This is a genomic window from Mesorhizobium sp., assembly GCF_965229135.1.
Taxonomy (GTDB): domain Bacteria; phylum Pseudomonadota; class Alphaproteobacteria; order Rhizobiales; family Rhizobiaceae; genus Mesorhizobium.
The window spans coordinates 943603-960120 of the sequence record NZ_OZ245860.1 but is presented as its reverse complement, the minus strand read 5'-3'; the positions used below and the strand labels follow the sequence as shown (position 1 = coordinate 960120).

Annotated in this window: 14 protein-coding genes; 7 read left to right on the top strand and 7 right to left on the bottom strand. The window is 62.2% G+C overall.

Annotated elements, in window-relative coordinates:
• Positions 1–18: 18 nt before the first annotated feature.
• The 4 genes from ACO07C_RS04655 to atzF are packed head-to-tail and all read left to right on the top strand — an operon-like array spanning position 19 to position 4373.
• The gene (locus tag ACO07C_RS04655) at positions 19–1548 is read left to right on the top strand and encodes an ABC transporter ATP-binding protein (RefSeq protein WP_421913059.1); all 1530 of its coding nucleotides are present in this window, start codon (positions 19–21) and stop codon (positions 1546–1548) included.
• Entirely contained in the window at positions 1548–2216 is a 669-nt protein-coding gene (locus ACO07C_RS04650) for a cysteine hydrolase family protein (RefSeq protein WP_421913058.1), read from the top strand. Before ACO07C_RS04655 ends, ACO07C_RS04650 begins: the two co-directional genes overlap by 1 nt.
• On the top strand, positions 2209–2559 hold the full coding sequence (locus tag ACO07C_RS04645) for a cupin domain-containing protein (RefSeq protein ID WP_421913057.1): 351 nt from the start codon (positions 2209–2211) through the stop codon (positions 2557–2559). The genes ACO07C_RS04650 and ACO07C_RS04645 overlap by 8 nt, the downstream gene beginning before the upstream one ends.
• Positions 2556–4373, top strand: a complete 1818-nt coding sequence (atzF, locus tag ACO07C_RS04640; RefSeq protein ID WP_421913056.1) for an allophanate hydrolase — start codon at positions 2556–2558, stop codon at positions 4371–4373. The genes ACO07C_RS04645 and atzF overlap by 4 nt, the downstream gene beginning before the upstream one ends.
• A gap of 135 nt (positions 4374–4508) precedes the next feature.
• On the opposite strand, the gene ACO07C_RS04635 is transcribed toward atzF, so the two are convergent.
• From ACO07C_RS04635 to ACO07C_RS04620, 4 genes are all read right to left on the bottom strand, one after another.
• Entirely contained in the window at positions 4509–6089 is a 1581-nt protein-coding gene (locus ACO07C_RS04635; protein ID WP_421913055.1) for a DHA2 family efflux MFS transporter permease subunit, read from the bottom strand.
• On the bottom strand, positions 6076–7215 hold the full coding sequence (locus tag ACO07C_RS04630; RefSeq protein ID WP_421913054.1) for an HlyD family secretion protein: 1140 nt from the start codon (positions 7213–7215) through the stop codon (positions 6076–6078). The genes ACO07C_RS04635 and ACO07C_RS04630 overlap by 14 nt, the downstream gene beginning before the upstream one ends.
• A 287-nt stretch (positions 7216–7502) precedes the next feature.
• Positions 7503–8366: a slipin family protein gene (locus ACO07C_RS04625; RefSeq protein WP_421913053.1), complete on the bottom strand. Its 864-nt coding sequence runs from the start codon at positions 8364–8366 to the stop codon at positions 7503–7505.
• A 1118-nt stretch (positions 8367–9484) separates the two neighbouring features.
• Complete coding sequence (locus ACO07C_RS04620) at positions 9485–10165, bottom strand: polysaccharide deacetylase family protein (protein WP_421913052.1); 681 nt, start codon at positions 10163–10165, stop codon at positions 9485–9487.
• Between the two features lie 938 nt (positions 10166–11103).
• Between ACO07C_RS04620 and dusA the strand changes: the two genes are divergently transcribed.
• Positions 11104–12102 carry a tRNA dihydrouridine(20/20a) synthase DusA gene (gene dusA / locus ACO07C_RS04615; RefSeq protein WP_421913051.1) on the top strand — a complete coding sequence of 333 codons (999 nt, stop codon included), beginning with the start codon at positions 11104–11106 and terminating at the stop codon, positions 12100–12102.
• Between the two features lie 20 nt (positions 12103–12122).
• Here the strand turns inward: dusA and ACO07C_RS04610 are convergent, their stop codons facing one another.
• Together ACO07C_RS04610 and ACO07C_RS04605 are read right to left on the bottom strand one after the other, a co-directional pair.
• Positions 12123–12827 (bottom strand): TIGR02281 family clan AA aspartic protease, encoded by a 705-nt coding sequence (locus tag ACO07C_RS04610; protein ID WP_421913049.1) that lies wholly within the window; start codon positions 12825–12827, stop codon positions 12123–12125.
• Between the two features lie 13 nt (positions 12828–12840).
• Positions 12841–13074: a DUF1289 domain-containing protein gene (locus ACO07C_RS04605; RefSeq protein WP_421913048.1), complete on the bottom strand. Its 234-nt coding sequence runs from the start codon at positions 13072–13074 to the stop codon at positions 12841–12843.
• 183 nt (positions 13075–13257) lie between these two features.
• Here ACO07C_RS04605 and ACO07C_RS04600 point away from each other — a divergent pair, with 183 nt between their 5' ends.
• Positions 13258–14256 carry a nicotinate-nucleotide--dimethylbenzimidazole phosphoribosyltransferase gene (locus ACO07C_RS04600; protein WP_421917438.1) on the top strand — a complete coding sequence of 333 codons (999 nt, stop codon included), beginning with the start codon at positions 13258–13260 and terminating at the stop codon, positions 14254–14256.
• Between the two features lie 4 nt (positions 14257–14260).
• On the opposite strand, the gene ACO07C_RS04595 is transcribed toward ACO07C_RS04600, so the two are convergent.
• Positions 14261–15784, bottom strand: a complete 1524-nt coding sequence (locus tag ACO07C_RS04595; RefSeq protein WP_421913047.1) for a sensor histidine kinase — start codon at positions 15782–15784, stop codon at positions 14261–14263.
• Positions 15785–15859: 75 nt separating this feature from the next.
• Here ACO07C_RS04595 and ACO07C_RS04590 point away from each other — a divergent pair, with 75 nt between their 5' ends.
• On the top strand, positions 15860–16483 hold the full coding sequence (locus ACO07C_RS04590; protein ID WP_421913046.1) for a thermonuclease family protein: 624 nt from the start codon (positions 15860–15862) through the stop codon (positions 16481–16483).
• Positions 16484–16518: the final 35 nt, after the last annotated feature.

Sequence of the window (16518 nt, the reverse complement as noted above, 5' to 3'; positions counted from 1 at the left end):
TTTCATGAGGGGGGCGCGATGAGCGATAGCATCAGGAAAGCGGTCGGCGTCGAGACCATCGGCATGACCATGCGCTTCGGCGGCTTCACGGCGCTGGACGGCGTGTCGGTGAAGGTGCCGGCAGGGTCCTTCCACGCGCTGCTCGGCGAGAATGGCGCCGGCAAGTCGACCCTGGTCAAATGCATGATGGGTTTTTATCACCCGACCTCCGGCGACATCGTGGTCGACGGGCGCGAGGTGAAGATCGCCAGTCCAAGGGATGCCTCGGCGCTTGGCCTCGGCATGGTCTACCAGCATTTCACGCTGGTGCCGTCGCTGACGGGGGCGGAGAACCTCGTCATTTCGCGCGAAAAGGTGCCGGGTATCATCGACTGGCGCAAGGAGCGCGCCGACCTTGCCGTGTTCATGGAGCGCATGCCATTCAAGCTGCCGCTCGACGTCAAGGTTGCGGAGCTCGCGGCCGGCGAAAAACAGAAGCTCGAAATCATCAAGCAACTCTATCTTGGCCGCTCCTTCCTGGTGCTGGATGAACCGACCTCGGTGCTGACGCCGGGCGAGGCGCAGGAGGTGCTGGGGCTGGTGCGCGACATGACGAAGGCGGGTGACCTGACCGTCCTGATGATCTCGCACAAGTTCCATGAGGTCACGGCCTTCGCCGACGATGTCAGCGTGCTGCGCAAGGGCAAGCTCATGGGCACTGGCCGCGTCGCCGATCTCGATCACAAGGCGATGGCGGCGATGATGATCGGCGATCAGCCGATCGCGGCGCTCGACAGCCGCGCCGCACCCAGGGCCGATTCCGAGATCGTGTTGAAGGTCAAATCGCTGAAGGCGCCTGACCGCACCGGGCTGAAGTCGATCAACATCGCCGATCTCGGCGTGCGATCGGGCGAGATCGTCGGCATCGCCGGCATTTCCGGCAATGGCCAGAAGGAGTTCCTGGAAGTGCTGGCCGGGCAGCGACCGCGCGACGCAGGCGAGGTGCTGGTGCGCGGCGAGGCCTATGCCGCGACGAGGGCCGAGGCGCGCGCGCTGCATGTCCGGCTCATTCCCGAGGAGCCGCTGAAGAATGCCTGCGCGCCGAAAATGACGGTGGCCGAGAACATCTCCTTCCGAACCTTCGACATCGACGGCGACGGCAAACCGATAAGCTGGATCAGCGCCGGCGCGATCCGGGCGTTCAGCGCCAGGCTGGTAGAGCAATTCAAGGTCAAGACCGCCTCGCTCTCGTCACCCATCGCCTCGCTGTCGGGCGGCAATGTGCAGCGCGCGGTGCTGGCGCGCGAACTGACCGGCGAGGTGGATCTGCTGATCGTCTCCAACCCGTGCTTCGGCCTCGACTTCTCGGCCGTGGCCGAAATCCGTGCGCGCATCATGAAAGCGCGCAATGCCGGGGCGGCCGTGCTTCTGATGTCCGAAGACCTCGACGAATTGCTGGAACTGTCCGACCGCATCTTTGTCATGTCGGACGGCGCGCTGGTCTATGAGACGCCGATCGCCGGGGCGAGCGTGCAAACCATCGGCGAGCATATGGCGGGGCATCACTGATGGCCGAAATCGATGCGCGGCCGTTTGTCTTCGCGTTCAAGCCGGAGTCCATGGCGCTGGTCGTTATCGACATGCAGCGCGACTTCGCCGAGCCCGGCGGTTTCGGCGCCAGCCTAGGCAACGATGTCAGCCGGATCACCGCCATCGTGCCGACGGTGAAGAAATTGATCGAGGGCTTCCGCGCCGCCGGCCTGCCGGTCATCCATACGATGGAGTGCCACAAAGCTGATCTCTCGGACCTGCCGCCGGCAAAGCGCAACCGCGGCAATCCATCGATCCGCATCGGCGATGTCGGCCCAATGGGTCGCGTGCTGATCGTCGGCGAGCCGGGCACGGCGATCCTCGACGAACTGGCGCCGCTGCCGGGCGAAATTGTCGTCGAGAAGCCGGGCAAGGGCGCGTTCTACGCGACGAGCCTCGGTAACGACCTGAAGCGGCTCGGAATCCAGCAACTGGTGTTTGCCGGCGTCACCACGGAGGTCTGCGTGCAGACCACGATGCGCGAGGCCAATGATCGCGGCTATGAATGCCTGCTCGCCGAGGACGCCACGGAAAGCTATTTTCCCGAGTTCAAGGCGGCGGCCATAGCCATGATCCGGGCGCAGGGCGCAATCGTCGGCTGGACGGCGACGACGGACCAGGTGCTGCGGGGGATTGCCAATGGCTAATCTTGCCTTCGGCGGGCTGATCGACGGCGGCTGGCGCGACCTGGCCTTTGAGCCATTTCGCGAGGGCATCACGGTGCACTGGCTGCTGAAGGGCGGACCGGTCGAACCCTCGGTCGCGATCCTCAATTACCAGCCCGGCGCGGGCGTGCCGCGCCATCGCCATGTCGGGCTCGAAACCATCGTCGTGCTGAAGGGCACGCAGAGCGACGAGAATGGCGACTATGCGGCCGGCTGCCTCATCCTCAACCCGGTGGGGACCGAGCATTCGGTGTGGACGAAGGACGGCTGCGTCGTGCTGATCCAGTGGGACCTGCCGGTGATCATCCTGGGGGAGGCGACATGACCATTCGCTTCGATATCGACAGCCTGCATGCCGCCTATGCCGCCGGCGCCACGCTGGCCGACATGATCGAAACCGTCCACGCCCGCATCGAGGCGGCCGACGATCCGGGCATCTTTATCCACCTCGCCGGCAGGGCCGACATGCTGGCGCAGGCGCAACAACTCGGACCGTTCGATCCGGTGGCCAAGCCGTTGTGGGGCGTGCCTTTCGCGGTCAAGGACAATATTGATGTCGCGGGCATGCCGACCACGGCGGCCTGCGCCGAATATGCCTACATGCCCGAGAAGGACGCCACGGTGGTGGCCCGGCTGAAGGCGGCCGGCGCGCTGGTGGTGGGCAAGACCAATCTCGACCAGTTCGCCACCGGTCTCGTCGGCGTGCGCACGCCGTATCCGATCCCGAGAAACGCCATCGATGCCAGCCTGGTGCCCGGTGGCTCCTCGTCGGGGTCGGCGGTGGCAACGGCGCGCGGCATCGTCTCCTTCGCGCTGGGCACGGATACCGCCGGATCGGGCCGCATTCCCGCCGGCCTCAACAACATCGTCGGGCTGAAGCCGACGGTCGGCGCGCTTTCGGCCGCCGGCGTGGTGCCGGCCTGCCGCACGCTCGATTGCATTTCCGTGTTCGCGCTGACGGTCGACGATGCCTATGCGGTGTTCGCCGTCGCGGCGGCAAAGGACCCGGCAGACGCCTATTCGCGGACCGTGAAGGTGCCGGCGCTGGCCGTGCGCCCGCCGGTGCTGAGCGTCGGCGTGCCGGCGAGGGCCGACCTGAAGTTCTTTGACGACGCCGCGATGGAGGCCGGGTTCGAGGCCGCTCTGGCGACGCTGGAGGCGCTTGGCTGCCGGCTGGTGGAGATCCCGTTCGGCGATTTCTACGCCACTGCCAATCTGCTCTACGAAGGCGCCTGGGTGGCCGAACGTTACGCGGCGATCCGCGACTTCATGGACGCCAACGAGTCCGCCCTGCATCCGGTGACGCGTACTATCATCGGCGGCGCGCGCGGCCTGTCGGCGGCCGACGCCTTCAAGGGGCTCTACGCGCTACAGGCCTACAAGGCGAAGCTGGCTTCGGTCATCGGCTCGGTCGATCTGTTCTGCGTGCCCACCGCACCAACGCATTATGCGCTGGAGGCGGTGCTGGCCGACCCGATCACCACCAACAGCCGGCTCGGCACCTACACCAATTTCGTCAATCTGCTCGACATGTGCGGCATCGCCGTGCCGACCGGCACGCGCGGCGACGGCCTGCCGATGAGCGTGACCCTACTGGCCATGGCGGGCAAGGACTGGCTGACATCGGCGCTGGCCCGGGACATCCATGCCGCAAGCGGACTGACGCTTGGCGCGACCGGCTGGACGCAGTCGGGAAGTGTGTTGCCTGGCAACATCGCGCAGGACCAGACGATCGATCTGGTGGTGGTCGGCGCGCATCTCTCGGGGATGCCGCTCAACGGTCAGCTAAGGGATCTAGGCGCCCAATTCTCGAGAGTAACGAAAACCATACCTGCCTACCGGCTCTACGCTCTTGCCGGCCAGTCCGTGCCCAAGCCGGGCCTCGTCCGGGTCTCCAGGGATGGCATGCGAATAGACGTCGAGGTCTGGCGGCTTGCCCCCGACGCCTTCGGACGGTTCGTCGCGGCCATCCCCCCACCGCTGGGCGTAGGAACGATCGAACTCGAGGATGGCAGCGCGGCCAAGGGGTTTCTGGTGGAAACCGCCGGCCTGACTGACGCTTCCGATATCTCCGACTATGGCGGCTGGCGCAGCTTCGTCGGACGCGATCAGGAAAGGGCCAATCTTCTGCCGACCTAGCAGCCTCACCGAAGTCCCCGACGAGGTCTTCTGTGGATGGCTCCCGTCTTGCAAGAGGCGAGACGGGCCTCGAACGTCCAAATCGCCTTCCTGCGGGCAAATAGTCAAAGTTCACTTTCCTTTTTCCGCGTCGTCTCAATGCCCTGCGGTTGATGTGACGGCACGACCGCTGGCGATTCTCAGGAACAGGATCGTGGGGAGAATGGCGATGACGGCCCAGGTCATCACGTGAAACACTTCGATATAGGACAGCATCGCTGCCTGCTGTTGGACCTGACCATAGATGACCCCCAGCGCGGTCTGCTTCGAGCCGTTGAACGACGTCGTTAGTTTGGCGAGATCCTGCCGGAAGACGGGGTTCAGTCCGTTGAGACCCTCTGTAATACGGGACTGGTGGAACTGCTCGCGGCGTGCCAGCAGCGTTTGTGACAGCGAAATGCCAAAAGCACCGCCCAGATTGCGGAAGAAGTTGAGCATCGAGGAGGCCTTGTCGGACTCACCCGGCTTCAGTCCGACATAGGCCACTGTCGAGATTGGTATGAACAGGAAGGGCAGCGCGATCGAGGACAGGAATCGTCCCCATGCGGCCGCCGCGAACGTGCTTTGCAGGTCAAACCCACCGAACCACCAGAACGACACTCCCTGCATGGCGAAGGCAGGGAACAACAGGAAGCGCGTGTCGATCCTGCCGGTGACCATGCCGGCGATCGGCATCGTCGCAAGGGTGATCGCGCCGCCATAGGTGAGCGCCAGTCCCGCGCTGTAGGCGTCATAAGCGAACACCTGTTGTAGCATCTGCGGGATGATCTGGATCGTTCCGAAGACCAGGAGGCCGAGCACCGTCATAAGCATGGTACAGATCGCGAAGTTCCGGTTCGCCATAATTGAGATCGGCACGATCGGGTCGTCGTGATTGAGTTCCCAGGCGACCATGCCGCCCAGGCCCACCACCGCCAGGATCGCCATGGTTACGATGAGATTGCTTGAGAACCAGTCTTCCGTCTGGCCCCGGTCAAGCATGATCAGGAGGCCGCCAAGCCCGACGGCAAGCAGCAGGAAACCTTGCCAGTCGAAGCGGATGCCGCGCTCACGCAACTCTCGCGTTTCTTTCACCAGGGCGTCGGGTTCGCCCACGACCGTGATGACCGCCACCAGCGCCAGTATGCCGACCGGCACGTTGATGAAGAAGATCCAGTGCCATGAAATGACGTCGGTGATGTAGCCGCCGATCGTCGGTCCGATGATCGGCCCGAAGATCACGACCATGCCGAAGGCGGCGAAAGCCTGTCCCCGTTTCTCCTGCGGAAAGGAGTCGGCGATCATGGACTGCTCCACCGGCGCAAGCCCGCCGCCGCCTATGCCCTGGAACACGCGCGCGACGATAAGCATGGTCAGGCTTGTGGAGATCGCGCAGATGAAGGACGAGATGGTGAAAAGCGCGATGGAAATAACGAAATAGCGTTTGCGGCCGATTACTCGCGACAGAAATCCGGAGATCGGGATGATGATGGCGTTGGCGACGAGATAGCTGGTCACGATCCACGTGCCCTGGTCGATGGACACGCCAAGATTGCCGGAAATGTTGTCCAGGGCGACATTGGCGATGGACGTGTCGAGCACCTCCATGAAGGTGGCGATCGAGACGACCGCCGTCATCAGCCAGGGGCCACCCAGCCCCGCCGCCGAGCGTGCCTGAGTATTGTCAGAACCAGCCATCGTACCAATGCTTGCCGGTGTCCAGAATGATGCTCGGCACCACCGACATGCCTGGCCCGATCGGATATTTGTCGGCGAGCTGGCTGTCGATCGAGATGCGGACAGGCACTCTCTGCACGACTTTCACGAAGTTTCCGGTCGCGTTCTGCGCCGGCAGCAACTGGAACGCCTGACCGGCGCCGCGTTGAATGGACTGGACCGTCCCATTGAATTTCACGTCCGGATAGGCGTCGACTGTCAGATCGACCTTCGCCCCGATCCTCACCTGGTCGAGTTGCGTCTCCTTGTAGTTGGCGGTGACATACAGCTCGTCCGGCACGATGGCCATGATCTGCATTCCAGGCTGCACATAGCTGCCAAGGTTGACATTGAGCTGCACCACATGGCCATCGATGGGCGCGGCGATTGTCAGCCGGTCGACGGTCACCTGGGCGATCGCCACGTTGGCCGCCATCGCCTTGACCTGTGCTTGGGCCGATGTCAGCGCGGAGCGGGCGACCATCACGCCGCTCCGGGCGCTGTTGACCTCGGTTAGGGCGGAGTCCGCCGCGGCCTTGTTCTCCGCCGCTGCGGCAACCGCGTCGTCGAGCGTCTGCGTGGAGATGACACCGACATCCGTCCGCTTCGTCAGCGCCTGGTATCGGTCAGCCAGCTTGGCCGACTCGGCGGCCGTCACATCGGCTTGGGTTTTCTTGCTCTTAGCGCCTTCGAAGGCCGCCTGTGCCTGGCCCAGTTGCGCCTCGGCCTGCGCTGCGCCGGCAACCGCTTGCTGCAACTGCGCCTGCGCCAGCGCAAGGCTGGCCATGGGCCCCGCCGCATCGATCTTCACGAGAACCTCGCCCGCCTTGACCCGGGCGTTGTTCTGGACTGGAACCGCGACCAGCGTTCCGGCCTCCTGCGGCGCGACCAGCACGAGCTGGGCGTCGATAAAGGCGTCGTCGGTTGTCACGAACTGACTGGAATAGAGGTAATAGCCAAATCCGCCGACCACGGCCAAAATGACCAGAACCGCGACGACGGCGATCGTTATCCGCCTCCGGCCCTTTGGCTTAGGCGCCGGTCGGGGCTCTACCTTCTGGTCGGGAGCGCTGTCTTGTCCGCGCTCGCCCTTCTCCTCATAGTCCATACCGGCTCCTGCGCTGACGAAATCGCCTTGCGCTTGGTCCCTGTGGATTTCCCCCAGACCACAAGCTGCAACTCAGTAAAACACCTGTGGGCGTTTTGGGTTCCGGCACGATGTGAGTGATCCCGGACCGCGCGCGGTGGCATGGCTGTTGCAGGGGCAGAGCAAGACGGTCGGGGCGGCAAGCGTTCTCTGCCCGTGCCATGAATATCTCACATGCCGAAGATGCCACGCAGTATCGGCGCGACCGCTCCAACCATGGCATCGCGATAGATCCGGGTTGGCGGCGATCATGTGGCCAATGACGGATCCTTGCCAGGTTTGGCGCGGCCGGAACCGTTCGTAGCCACCGGCTTGGCAGCCTGATCCATAATTTCAAGAAACGGCTTGATGATGTCGATCGGCATCGGAAAGACGACAGTGGAGTTCTGCTCGGCCCCGATTTCGGTCAATGTCTGCAGGTAGCGCAGTTGCATGGCTGCAGGGACGCTTCCAAGGATCTGGGCGGCATTGACAAGGGTCTGCGAAGCTTGGAATTCAGCTTCCGCATGGATGATCTTGGCGCGCCTGTCGCGTTCGGCCTCCGCCTGCTTGGCAATCGCGCGGACCATGTTTTCGGTCAGTTCAACGGTCCTGATCTCGACGTTGCTCACCTTGATGCCCCACGTTTCGGTCTGGGCATCCAGGATGCTCTGAACGTCGACGCTGAGTTTCTTTCTCTCGGAGAGCATCTCGTCGAGTTTATGTTGACCCAGAACAGCGCGCAGCGTGGTCTGCGCCAGCATGTTGGTGGCGGGAAGGTAGTTCTGCACCTGGATGACGGCCCGCTCCGGATCGACAACCTTGAAGTACAGCACTGCGTCAACCTTCATCGAGACATTGTCGCGCGAGATCACATCCTGGCTTGGTATTTCGATGACCTGTATGCGCAGATCAACTCGCACGATCTGCTGAATATAGGGAATGAGAAGGACAAGCCCGGGTCCCTTGACCCTGTCGAAGCGCCCTAGCGTAAAGACGACTGCTCGCTCGTATTCACGCAATATCCTGACGCTCGCGCTCACCAGCGCCAGCGCGGCAAGCAAGATGAATGGAAAGATATACAGGGATATGGAAAACACGTCATGATCCTTCGCGGCGAGGGCAGAAGCCATGCTTTCGTGGCGGGCTGTAGGGTTCGCAATTCGGTCCAACGTCCGATCGCAATACCGGTTGAACCGAATTCAGGAACCAAGGTTGCGATCACGCTACAGCGCGTGCAGGCTGCGCTTACAGCCTCGGAAACTACCTATGGCGCGGCGGCGCTGTCGGGACTCGCGCCGAAAATAGTGATCTTTCTCACCGGTCCAAATTGAGTTCAGCGTCAGTCTGCGCCGAATGTGATCGCACCGGTCGAGGAACTGGCACTCTTCCAACCCCTTGCCTGCCAGTTGATCATGTCAATTCCCTGGCATCCGCTGCGGACGCCGTTGTCACCGCTGGCTGCCGTTACGGATCGCGGCTTGGGTAGATTCCGAGCCTGTTCCGCGCTTGGGTAACGGCTATCGTTGCTTTGTAGCGAAATCAGTTCCCCGTCATTGCCCCAATGGCCGTTAAACCTCTCCATCCTTTAGTTCTTTTGTGGAGGGAGGTTCTGATCTTTTGTGAGGGAGGTTCTGACCGCAGGCCGGGCGGTAAGCCGAGATCACGGCCTCTCTGCGATACTAGTGGCGATCTTTTCCAAGGGCCGACTACCGAATCCTCTATCGCATCGCCGGCTGCGGGATCGAAATGGAGGCCATCGGAAGTATGGCATTACGAAACCGGGCTCTGTCACGATGGAGAGCCGATCACACGAACCGCCTTTGCAAAGCAGGAAAACGTCCGATGGAGGCAGTGGAACCTCTCTGCGACTTGAAGATGATAAAGGCAGCCGTTGGCGGCGATCATGAAATCTCGGGTGATCAGGGCGAGGCTGATCGGTGAAGAGTCGAGCTGACCTCAACGGATTGGTCATGGGTTTTGGGACCATTGCAACGATTCCGTTTAAGCGTCAGACGTGTCGATCCGTATTTCTTGCGCCTCATACTTGCTTGCGGCCGATAGCGTTCAGCCAACTGCCACAACCAAGGCGTGCGGGTTCGTCGGAATGGCCCCGGATCCAGGTGTTTGCTTGCCTGACCTGCGACAGCCGGACCGAGGTCCAGTCTTAGCTGCAACGGCAATGGACAGCACGGAAGAAACACCGCGGCTTTCATACATTGGTGCTTTCGGCGCTCCTATCAGCGAGCGGTCATTCCCGGCGGGCCCGGCGCGCTACGCTGATGGCCGGTACAAGATGCACGATCGTGAAGCCCTTCCGCTTTAAATCCGCCAGCAAACCCGGGAGCATCGCGACCGTGCGCGCGTGAATGTCATGGAGCAGCACGATGCCTGACCCGCGGCGCACAATACGCCTTATCGCCTGATTATAAAGGCGTTGTGGCGACAACGTCGGATCGCTGTCGCCGACGGTGACGTCTGCAGTCAGCACTACAATTCGCCTTTTGCCAAGTTCGTTGCATAACTGTCTGGTCCCCAGAAGGAAGGGAAAGCGGAAGAAGGGAGCGATGCGGAACGGCGACGACTGCAGCGGAGCAGCGACGTTCTTTATGCCTGCCTCGATTTCAGCCCTTGCGCTTGCTGGGTCGAGCTCCTTCAAATTTAAATGATGGTTGGTGTGACTTCCAACCGTATGGCCGCGCTCGGCGACAAGCCGCACAAGTTGTGGATTGCGCTGGGCCTGCGCCCCGATCATCAAGAAAGTCGCCTTTACGCCCGCATCATCCAAGATACGCAGCACCGCTTCCGTATGTTCCGGTACCGGCCCATCGTCAAATGTTAGCACCAACTCACGGTGCTTCAACTTGATGTCGGCAGTTGAGATAATCGGAAGCGTGCGGCCCGCGAAGCTTGGCGCCGGGCGAGGAGCCATGAAAAGATCTAAAACATACCAAAAACATTTATTAGAACATAAAAACATAATAGGATACTGCCGGCCGGGAACAAATTACATTATTCGGAGCGATTATATTGGGTTTTGGATGACGGCAAGCATAGAGCAGCAGGCGGAGTGGTTTCGCCTAGACTGGACCTACAAATAGTAGAGGCATGGACTTATTCTAAGCGGCTTGGCAGGAGCTATGACCGTCAATCACCGTTACACGAAAGCCTCACCATCGGCCCGGCGCGTCAAACAGAACCAATGCGGGTCCTGCCTTGGTTGTGAGAACCCTAACCGCCGATATTGCCGCGGACAGCGTGCTCGCAGAAATGACCAAGGATAGCGATGCGGTCACGCCCAACGGGCGTCATGCCTTCGGCAATTCTGGCCGGCTCATCGCTTATAACGGGTTGAGCGGGCCAATCAGGCCAGCGTGGTGTTGGGCTGCTTGTTGATTTAGCACCCTGGGTGGCGCGATAGCGACCAAAGCTGATGAGCCGTTAGCGATGAAGGGCCGCGATGCTGCACTTTCCAAGATGTCTTTGCGGCATATCGAGGGCTGCGGCCTTGGACCTGAGAGGGGGCTTGCCTACATCGCGCATGTCGTCGATATGAAGGTCGATCAGTTGGCCGAAGTCTTCAGTCGCGCTGCGCGGGATTTGCTCGGCGTCTCGTCAAGATCGATTTGGCGCTCGGCACAGGTTGCCCAACGCCGTGCGTCGCCCCGGCGCAGGAAGGTCTCGCTGACGTAGCGGCCCTTGCTACGGACATGGAGACGCCAGGAAGCGGATGAGAGTTTTGTGTAGGTGGCCAATTGTCGTGTGCGCTCCAGTGTGCACTGAGAGATCGAAACTTGGCGAAAAGCGTCGTATTCTTGAGTGGATTTGTGTGGGCGTGGCAATGGCTAACGATTTGATGCTAAAGAAAAAATGCTGAAATATCAAGCCCATAGACTATCCGTGGCGCCTATGATGGACTGGACTGACCGGCATTGCCGGTTTTTCCATCGCCAGCTGACCAGTCGTGCGCGGCTCTACACCGAGATGGTGGTAGCCGACGCTGTGATCCACGGAGCGAGGGATAGGCTGCTGGGTTTCGATGATGCCGAGCATCCGGTTGCGCTGCAGCTCGGTGGCTCCGATCCGGGCAAGCTTGCCGAGGCGGCGCGCATCGGTGAGGCGTTCGGCTACGACGAGATCAACCTCAACGTCGGCTGCCCGTCCGACCGTGTCCAGTCAGGCACGTTCGGTGCCTGCCTGATGAGGGTGCCGGTTCTCGTCGCCGACTGCGTCGCGGCGATGAAGCTTGCCGTGAGTATTCCCGTTACGGTCAAATGCCGTATCGGTGTCGACGAGCAGGACCCGGAGCCCGCGCTCGATGCGTTGGCCGATGGCGTATTTGCCGCTGGCGCCGATGCGCTCTGGGTGCATGCGCGCAAGGCGTGGCTGGAGGGGCTAAGTCCCAAGGAAAATCGCGACATCCCGCCGCTCGATTACAAGCGCGTCTATCGCCTGAAATCCAGAAAGCCAAACGAATTCATCGGCATCAATGGCGGCATTCAATCCCTCGAGGAGGCTCGCCAGCACCTTGACGATGTCGATGGCGTCATGCTTGGCCGCGCCGCCTATCACACGCCTGGCATCCTGGCGGCGGCCGACGCGGCGATCTATGGCGAAGAAGCTGTGGCATTCGATTTTGCCGGTTTGATCGACACCATGGCAGGCTATGCAGCCCGCCATGTCGAGCAAGGCGGCCGGCTCGGTCATGTCACCCGCCATATGGTTGGACTGTTCCATGGTTTGCCGGGTGCCCGGCGCTACCGCCAGATCCTGTCGACCGACGCGACAAAGCCGGGCGCGGGACCCGCGGTCTTGAAAGAGGCGTTCGCGGCTGTCGGTTTCAGTGGCGCGGCGGCCGAAGCCGCCTGACCGTCAATCTCGTCCGACCGTTAATCCCTGAGGATCATCCGGTCCCCGCGCACGTCGAAGCCCGACAAAGAGCCAATGAAATTCATGCCGAGCAGGCTTTGGCCGAGAGCGCCGGGTGCGGCGACCATGATCGACATGTTCTTGCGCACGATGCCGCCAATCGCCAACTCGTCGGTTTTTACCGCCGCGGCGCGCGCCATGCCATTCGCGGTCGAAACCGGGATGGTGAAGTTGAGTTTGTCCGGGTCAAACCCGGCTGCGCGGGCGTCCCCGGCGGTCAGCACCGTGCTGGTCGCACCAGTGTCGACCAAGGCCCGGATAGGCGTGCCGTTGACCATGATGCGTGCTTCGAAATGGCCATTGTCGGCCTTGTCCAGGGACACGGTGGCACGGCCATCTTCCAGGCCCAGCGCCAGCGGGCTGCCTGGGACCAGAGCGGCGGTGACCCGGCTGGCGACATCCTGCAATTCGTATCGATATTGATAGCCCGCAATCAGCACCAGCACGATTGCCGCCCATGCGGCGAGGTTTCTCATCATGTCGCCAATCGGCCTGCCTGACCGGAGCAAACCCGAGCCGATAAGCGCGGCAAAGGCACCAAGCCAGATCAGCCGCCCGAAATCGTAATTCTCGACACCCATCGTGCTGCCGGCGGAATCATTGAACATGAGCAGGGCCGCGCCCACTCCGATCACGGCCATCAGGATCCAGAAAATGCGGTTCACGGGCGTGGCCTGTTCACGGGAGGCTGTCGCGTTCGCGCGCCATGCGCGTGCGCCGCGTTTCCCGGCGCGGACGACGCTCTACCGTCTCCAGGCGTGCGGGCAGCTCGGACATGACGCTTCGCCGTGTTTCCGCCGTCATGCCCATCCACGCGCCGATCTCCTCGCGTGTGCGACCGCAACCGAAGCAGAAGCCGGTTTTCATGTCGATCGAGCAGACCAGGATGCACGGGGATTCGATGGCCGTCATGACTTTCTCTTGAGGACCTCCATCCGGAAGCCCTTGTCCATCTCCACATGGTGCAACGAATGGGCCAATGCAAGCCCTTCGGAATCCGTCGCCGACAAGCGCTTTCGCGCCAATGCGTGGAGGTTGTGCAGACCGAATAACGCGGCTATGCCGCTGGCGATTCCAGGGATGATCAGGAACGACATGACCAACACGCTGCCTCTCGATGATTTTCGCAATCTGCTGGCGAACTTGCCAGCCGCCGACATGGCGGCGGTGGAACGGGTGCGCATGCTGTTTTCGAAGGCGGACAAGCCACGGGCTTCGCTTGGCCGAATCGAGGATATCGCCACGTGGCTTGCAGCTTGGAGCGGTCGTGCGCCGCCTGCCGTGAACCGGCCGCTGGTGGCGGTGTTTGCCGGCAATCACGGCGTGACCCGGCACGGCATTTCGCCGCGGCCGGTGGCCGCGACGGCGAATGCGGTCGAGCTGTGCGCGGCTGGCGGGGCGGCGATCAACCAGGTCTGTATCGCCAATGACCTCGGGCTGAAGGTGTTCGATCTCGCGCTGCACATTCCGACAGCTGACATCACGCAGGATGCGGCTCTCGACGAGCGGGGATCCGCCGCCACCATGGCTTTCGGCATGGAGGCCATCGCCGGGGGAACCGACCTGCTTTGCCTTGGCGATCTTGGCGTCGGCAATTCCACCGTCGCGGCCGCACTGTTTGCGGCGTTGTTCGGTGGCAAGGGCTCTGACTGGGCAGGTCCAGGGTCGGGCGCGGATGCGGCAATGCAGCGGCGCAAGGCGGAGGTGGTCGACGCCGCGCTTGCCTTCCATGGCGCCAATCTGCGTGACCCGCTGGAAGCACTGCGCCGTGTCGGCGGCCGCGAGTTCGCGGCGATCGCCGGCGCCATCCTTGCCGCGCGCATGCAGAAGATCCCGGTGCTGCTCGACGGGTTCGCGGCGACCGCTGCCGCTGCCGTGCTGTATGCGGCCAATCCGGGCGCCCTGGATCACTGCCTGCTTGCCAGCCTCTCGACCGAGCCCGCACATGTCCGGGCGGCCGAACGGCTTGGGCTTCGTCCGATTTTCGACCTTGGAATGAGCCATGGTGAAGGGGTAGGGGCCGGTCTTGCCGCGGGGCTCGTGAAGGCCGCGGCGCTGACCAGCTCAGGCATGGCCGCCGCGGTTCGCGGCTAGATATTCAGCGCCGGCGCGCCGCCGCGACCGCCTTGGTCGGCAGCGCCGGCAGTTCCTCCATGACCCGGCTCAGCGGGAAGATGGCGATCGCCTCGGTGCCTTCGCGCAGCTTTGAATGGAGTTCGAACTCGCCGCCATGCATGGCGAGCAGTCCCTGCACGATCGGCAGGCCAAGTCCTGTGCCTTGCTCGGCGCTCTTGATGGCGATCGATCCCTGTCCAAAGGCGGAAAGCACTATCGGAATCTCGTCTGCCGGTATGCCCGGTCCGTTGTCCTTGACCGAAATGTACTGTCCGCCGCCGGCTGTCCAGCCGACGCGCACGCGGATTTCGCCGCCCGTCGCGGTGAATTTGATGGCGTTGGAGAGAAGGTTGAGCGTGATCTGCCGCACGGCCCGTTCGTCGGCGAACAGACGCGGCAGGATACTCTCGAAATCCTGGACGATGCGGATGTCCTTGTTGCGTGCCTTCAGCTCCATCATGTGGCAGCAATCCTCGACGATGGTGAGCAGCATCACCGGCTCTTCGTTGAGCTGGTAGCGCCCCGCCTCGATGCGCGACAGGTCGAGGATCTCATTGATCAGGTCGAGCAGGTGCTGTCCCGATTCATGGACATCGTGGGCGTAGTCGCGATAGGTGGGATTGTTCATCGGCCCCAGCACCTCGTTCGACATCACCTCCGAGAAGCCGAGAATGGCGTTGAGCGGCGTGCGCAGTTCGTGGCTCATCGATGCCAGGAAGCGCGACTTGGCCAGATTGGCGTCTTCCGCACGCCGCCGCGCCTCGTCCGACATGGATTTCGCCGTTTCCAGTTCGGCGACAAGCGCATCCTTCTCGGACCGGAACGACAGCAGCATCAAGGACGACCGGTGAAGCTGGCGCGCCACATAGGCAAAGAAGGGCAGGGACATGACCAGCAGGCCGACCATGATTACCTCGATCGGCATCCACAGGCGCGCACCAGCATAGGCATACACCGCCACGGGAACGGCAAAGGTCGCCAGAAGCGCTCCGCGCAACGACGACGCCATGACGGCGCTGACGGCCATCGCGAGCAAAAGCACCACCACCTTGACCATCTGGAACTGGTCGGTCTGGCATGTGCTGCAGCCAATCCAGGCGAACCATGCCCAACCAAGGCCGCAAAGAAAATGGCCAATCAGGAAATCCCGGCGCGTTTGAGACGGGTTCAGTTCGGAACTTTCGGTACGTTCGACACGCCGCGCCATGAAGGCGACGATGGCGTAGCAGATGAATGTGAACAGTGCCCAGACGCCAATCTCCCGGTTCATGCCCGCAAGCAGTCCAGCCGCAGCTATGGCCAGAACGATCAGCGGAAGGGCTATGGCGCCGTTGACCATGGAACGGGCATGAAGTTTCAGCAACTCGCGGTCGAAGTCTGGGTTGCCGGCCTGCTGCGAAAGACGGTCGCGAGTCTTGCGCACCGCGCGCGCGACATCGCTGTTGCGATGGCGTTTCCTGCGGTCCACGATAAACTTGTCCGCTGTGTTCGAGCGTTGCAAGGGCATGGAAACTTCAATTCATGCGGGCAGCGGTTTCAGAGTGTTAAGCTACGGTCGAATGATTAACCAACGGTTTGCCATATGAGCCGTTCTTGGTACGGAAGGTCGCGTCGGCGAACTATTCCGTCAGCTCCGCGAAGCCTGCGGCGCAAGATGACCGACCATGGCCTCGCCGTCATCTTGCTCGGCCTGCTGATCCTGCTGGCGGCACGTATTGACCGGATGGAGACGAGAAATACGCAAGGCGCCGCTATCGTCGCGGACGGCGATTCCATCACCCTCGGCGGCGAGCGCATCAGGCTGCGTGGCATCGATGCGCCCGAGTATTCGCAGACCTGTCGCAAGGAAGGCGCCGACTACCCTTGCGGAAAGCTTGCCCGCCAGTCGCTGGTGCGGTTGATAGCCGGAGGCCCCGTTTCCTGCTCCGGCTGGCAACGCGATCGCTATGGCCGGCTGCTGGGCGACTGCAAGGCAGGCGGCGTGGACCTCAATCGTTCGCAGGTGACCACGGGATGGGCGGTCGCCTATGGCGATTTCGAGGCCGAGGAAGCGGCGGCGCGGGCCAACAAGGTTGGCATCTGGGCTGGTACCTTCGATCAGCCGCAAAACTGGCGCGCAAGCCACAACGGCCAGCTGGCTGAGAGAAAACACGGTACGCTGGCTTCGGTCGGCGATGCCTTGCGAGAAATCTTTCGCTTCTGGTGACCGGCACCCTATAATTTGCCGTGATAGTGACAGGG

Bases quoted from the DNA above. Each gene is read 5' to 3' on its own strand.
- ACO07C_RS04655 (WP_421913059.1), top strand. From the start codon at position 19: ATGAGCGATAGCATCAGGAAAGCGGTCGGCGTCGAGACCATCGGCATG.
- ACO07C_RS04650 (WP_421913058.1), top strand. From the start codon at position 1,548: ATGGCCGAAATCGATGCGCGGCCGTTTGTCTTCGCGTTCAAGCCGGAG.
- ACO07C_RS04645 (WP_421913057.1), top strand. From the start codon at position 2,209: ATGGCTAATCTTGCCTTCGGCGGGCTGATCGACGGCGGCTGGCGCGAC.
- atzF (WP_421913056.1), top strand. From the start codon at position 2,556: ATGACCATTCGCTTCGATATCGACAGCCTGCATGCCGCCTATGCCGCC.
- ACO07C_RS04635 (WP_421913055.1), bottom strand. From the start codon at position 6,089: ATGGCTGGTTCTGACAATACTCAGGCACGCTCGGCGGCGGGGCTGGGT.
- ACO07C_RS04630 (WP_421913054.1), bottom strand. From the start codon at position 7,215: ATGGACTATGAGGAGAAGGGCGAGCGCGGACAAGACAGCGCTCCCGAC.
- ACO07C_RS04625 (WP_421913053.1), bottom strand. From the start codon at position 8,366: ATGGCTTCTGCCCTCGCCGCGAAGGATCATGACGTGTTTTCCATATCC.
- ACO07C_RS04620 (WP_421913052.1), bottom strand. From the start codon at position 10,165: ATGGCTCCTCGCCCGGCGCCAAGCTTCGCGGGCCGCACGCTTCCGATT.
- dusA (WP_421913051.1), top strand. From the start codon at position 11,104: ATGCTGAAATATCAAGCCCATAGACTATCCGTGGCGCCTATGATGGAC.
- ACO07C_RS04605 (WP_421913048.1), bottom strand. From the start codon at position 13,074: ATGACGGCCATCGAATCCCCGTGCATCCTGGTCTGCTCGATCGACATG.
- ACO07C_RS04600 (WP_421917438.1), top strand. From the start codon at position 13,258: ATGACCAACACGCTGCCTCTCGATGATTTTCGCAATCTGCTGGCGAAC.
- ACO07C_RS04595 (WP_421913047.1), bottom strand. From the start codon at position 15,784: ATGCCCTTGCAACGCTCGAACACAGCGGACAAGTTTATCGTGGACCGC.
- ACO07C_RS04590 (WP_421913046.1), top strand. From the start codon at position 15,860: ATGAGCCGTTCTTGGTACGGAAGGTCGCGTCGGCGAACTATTCCGTCA.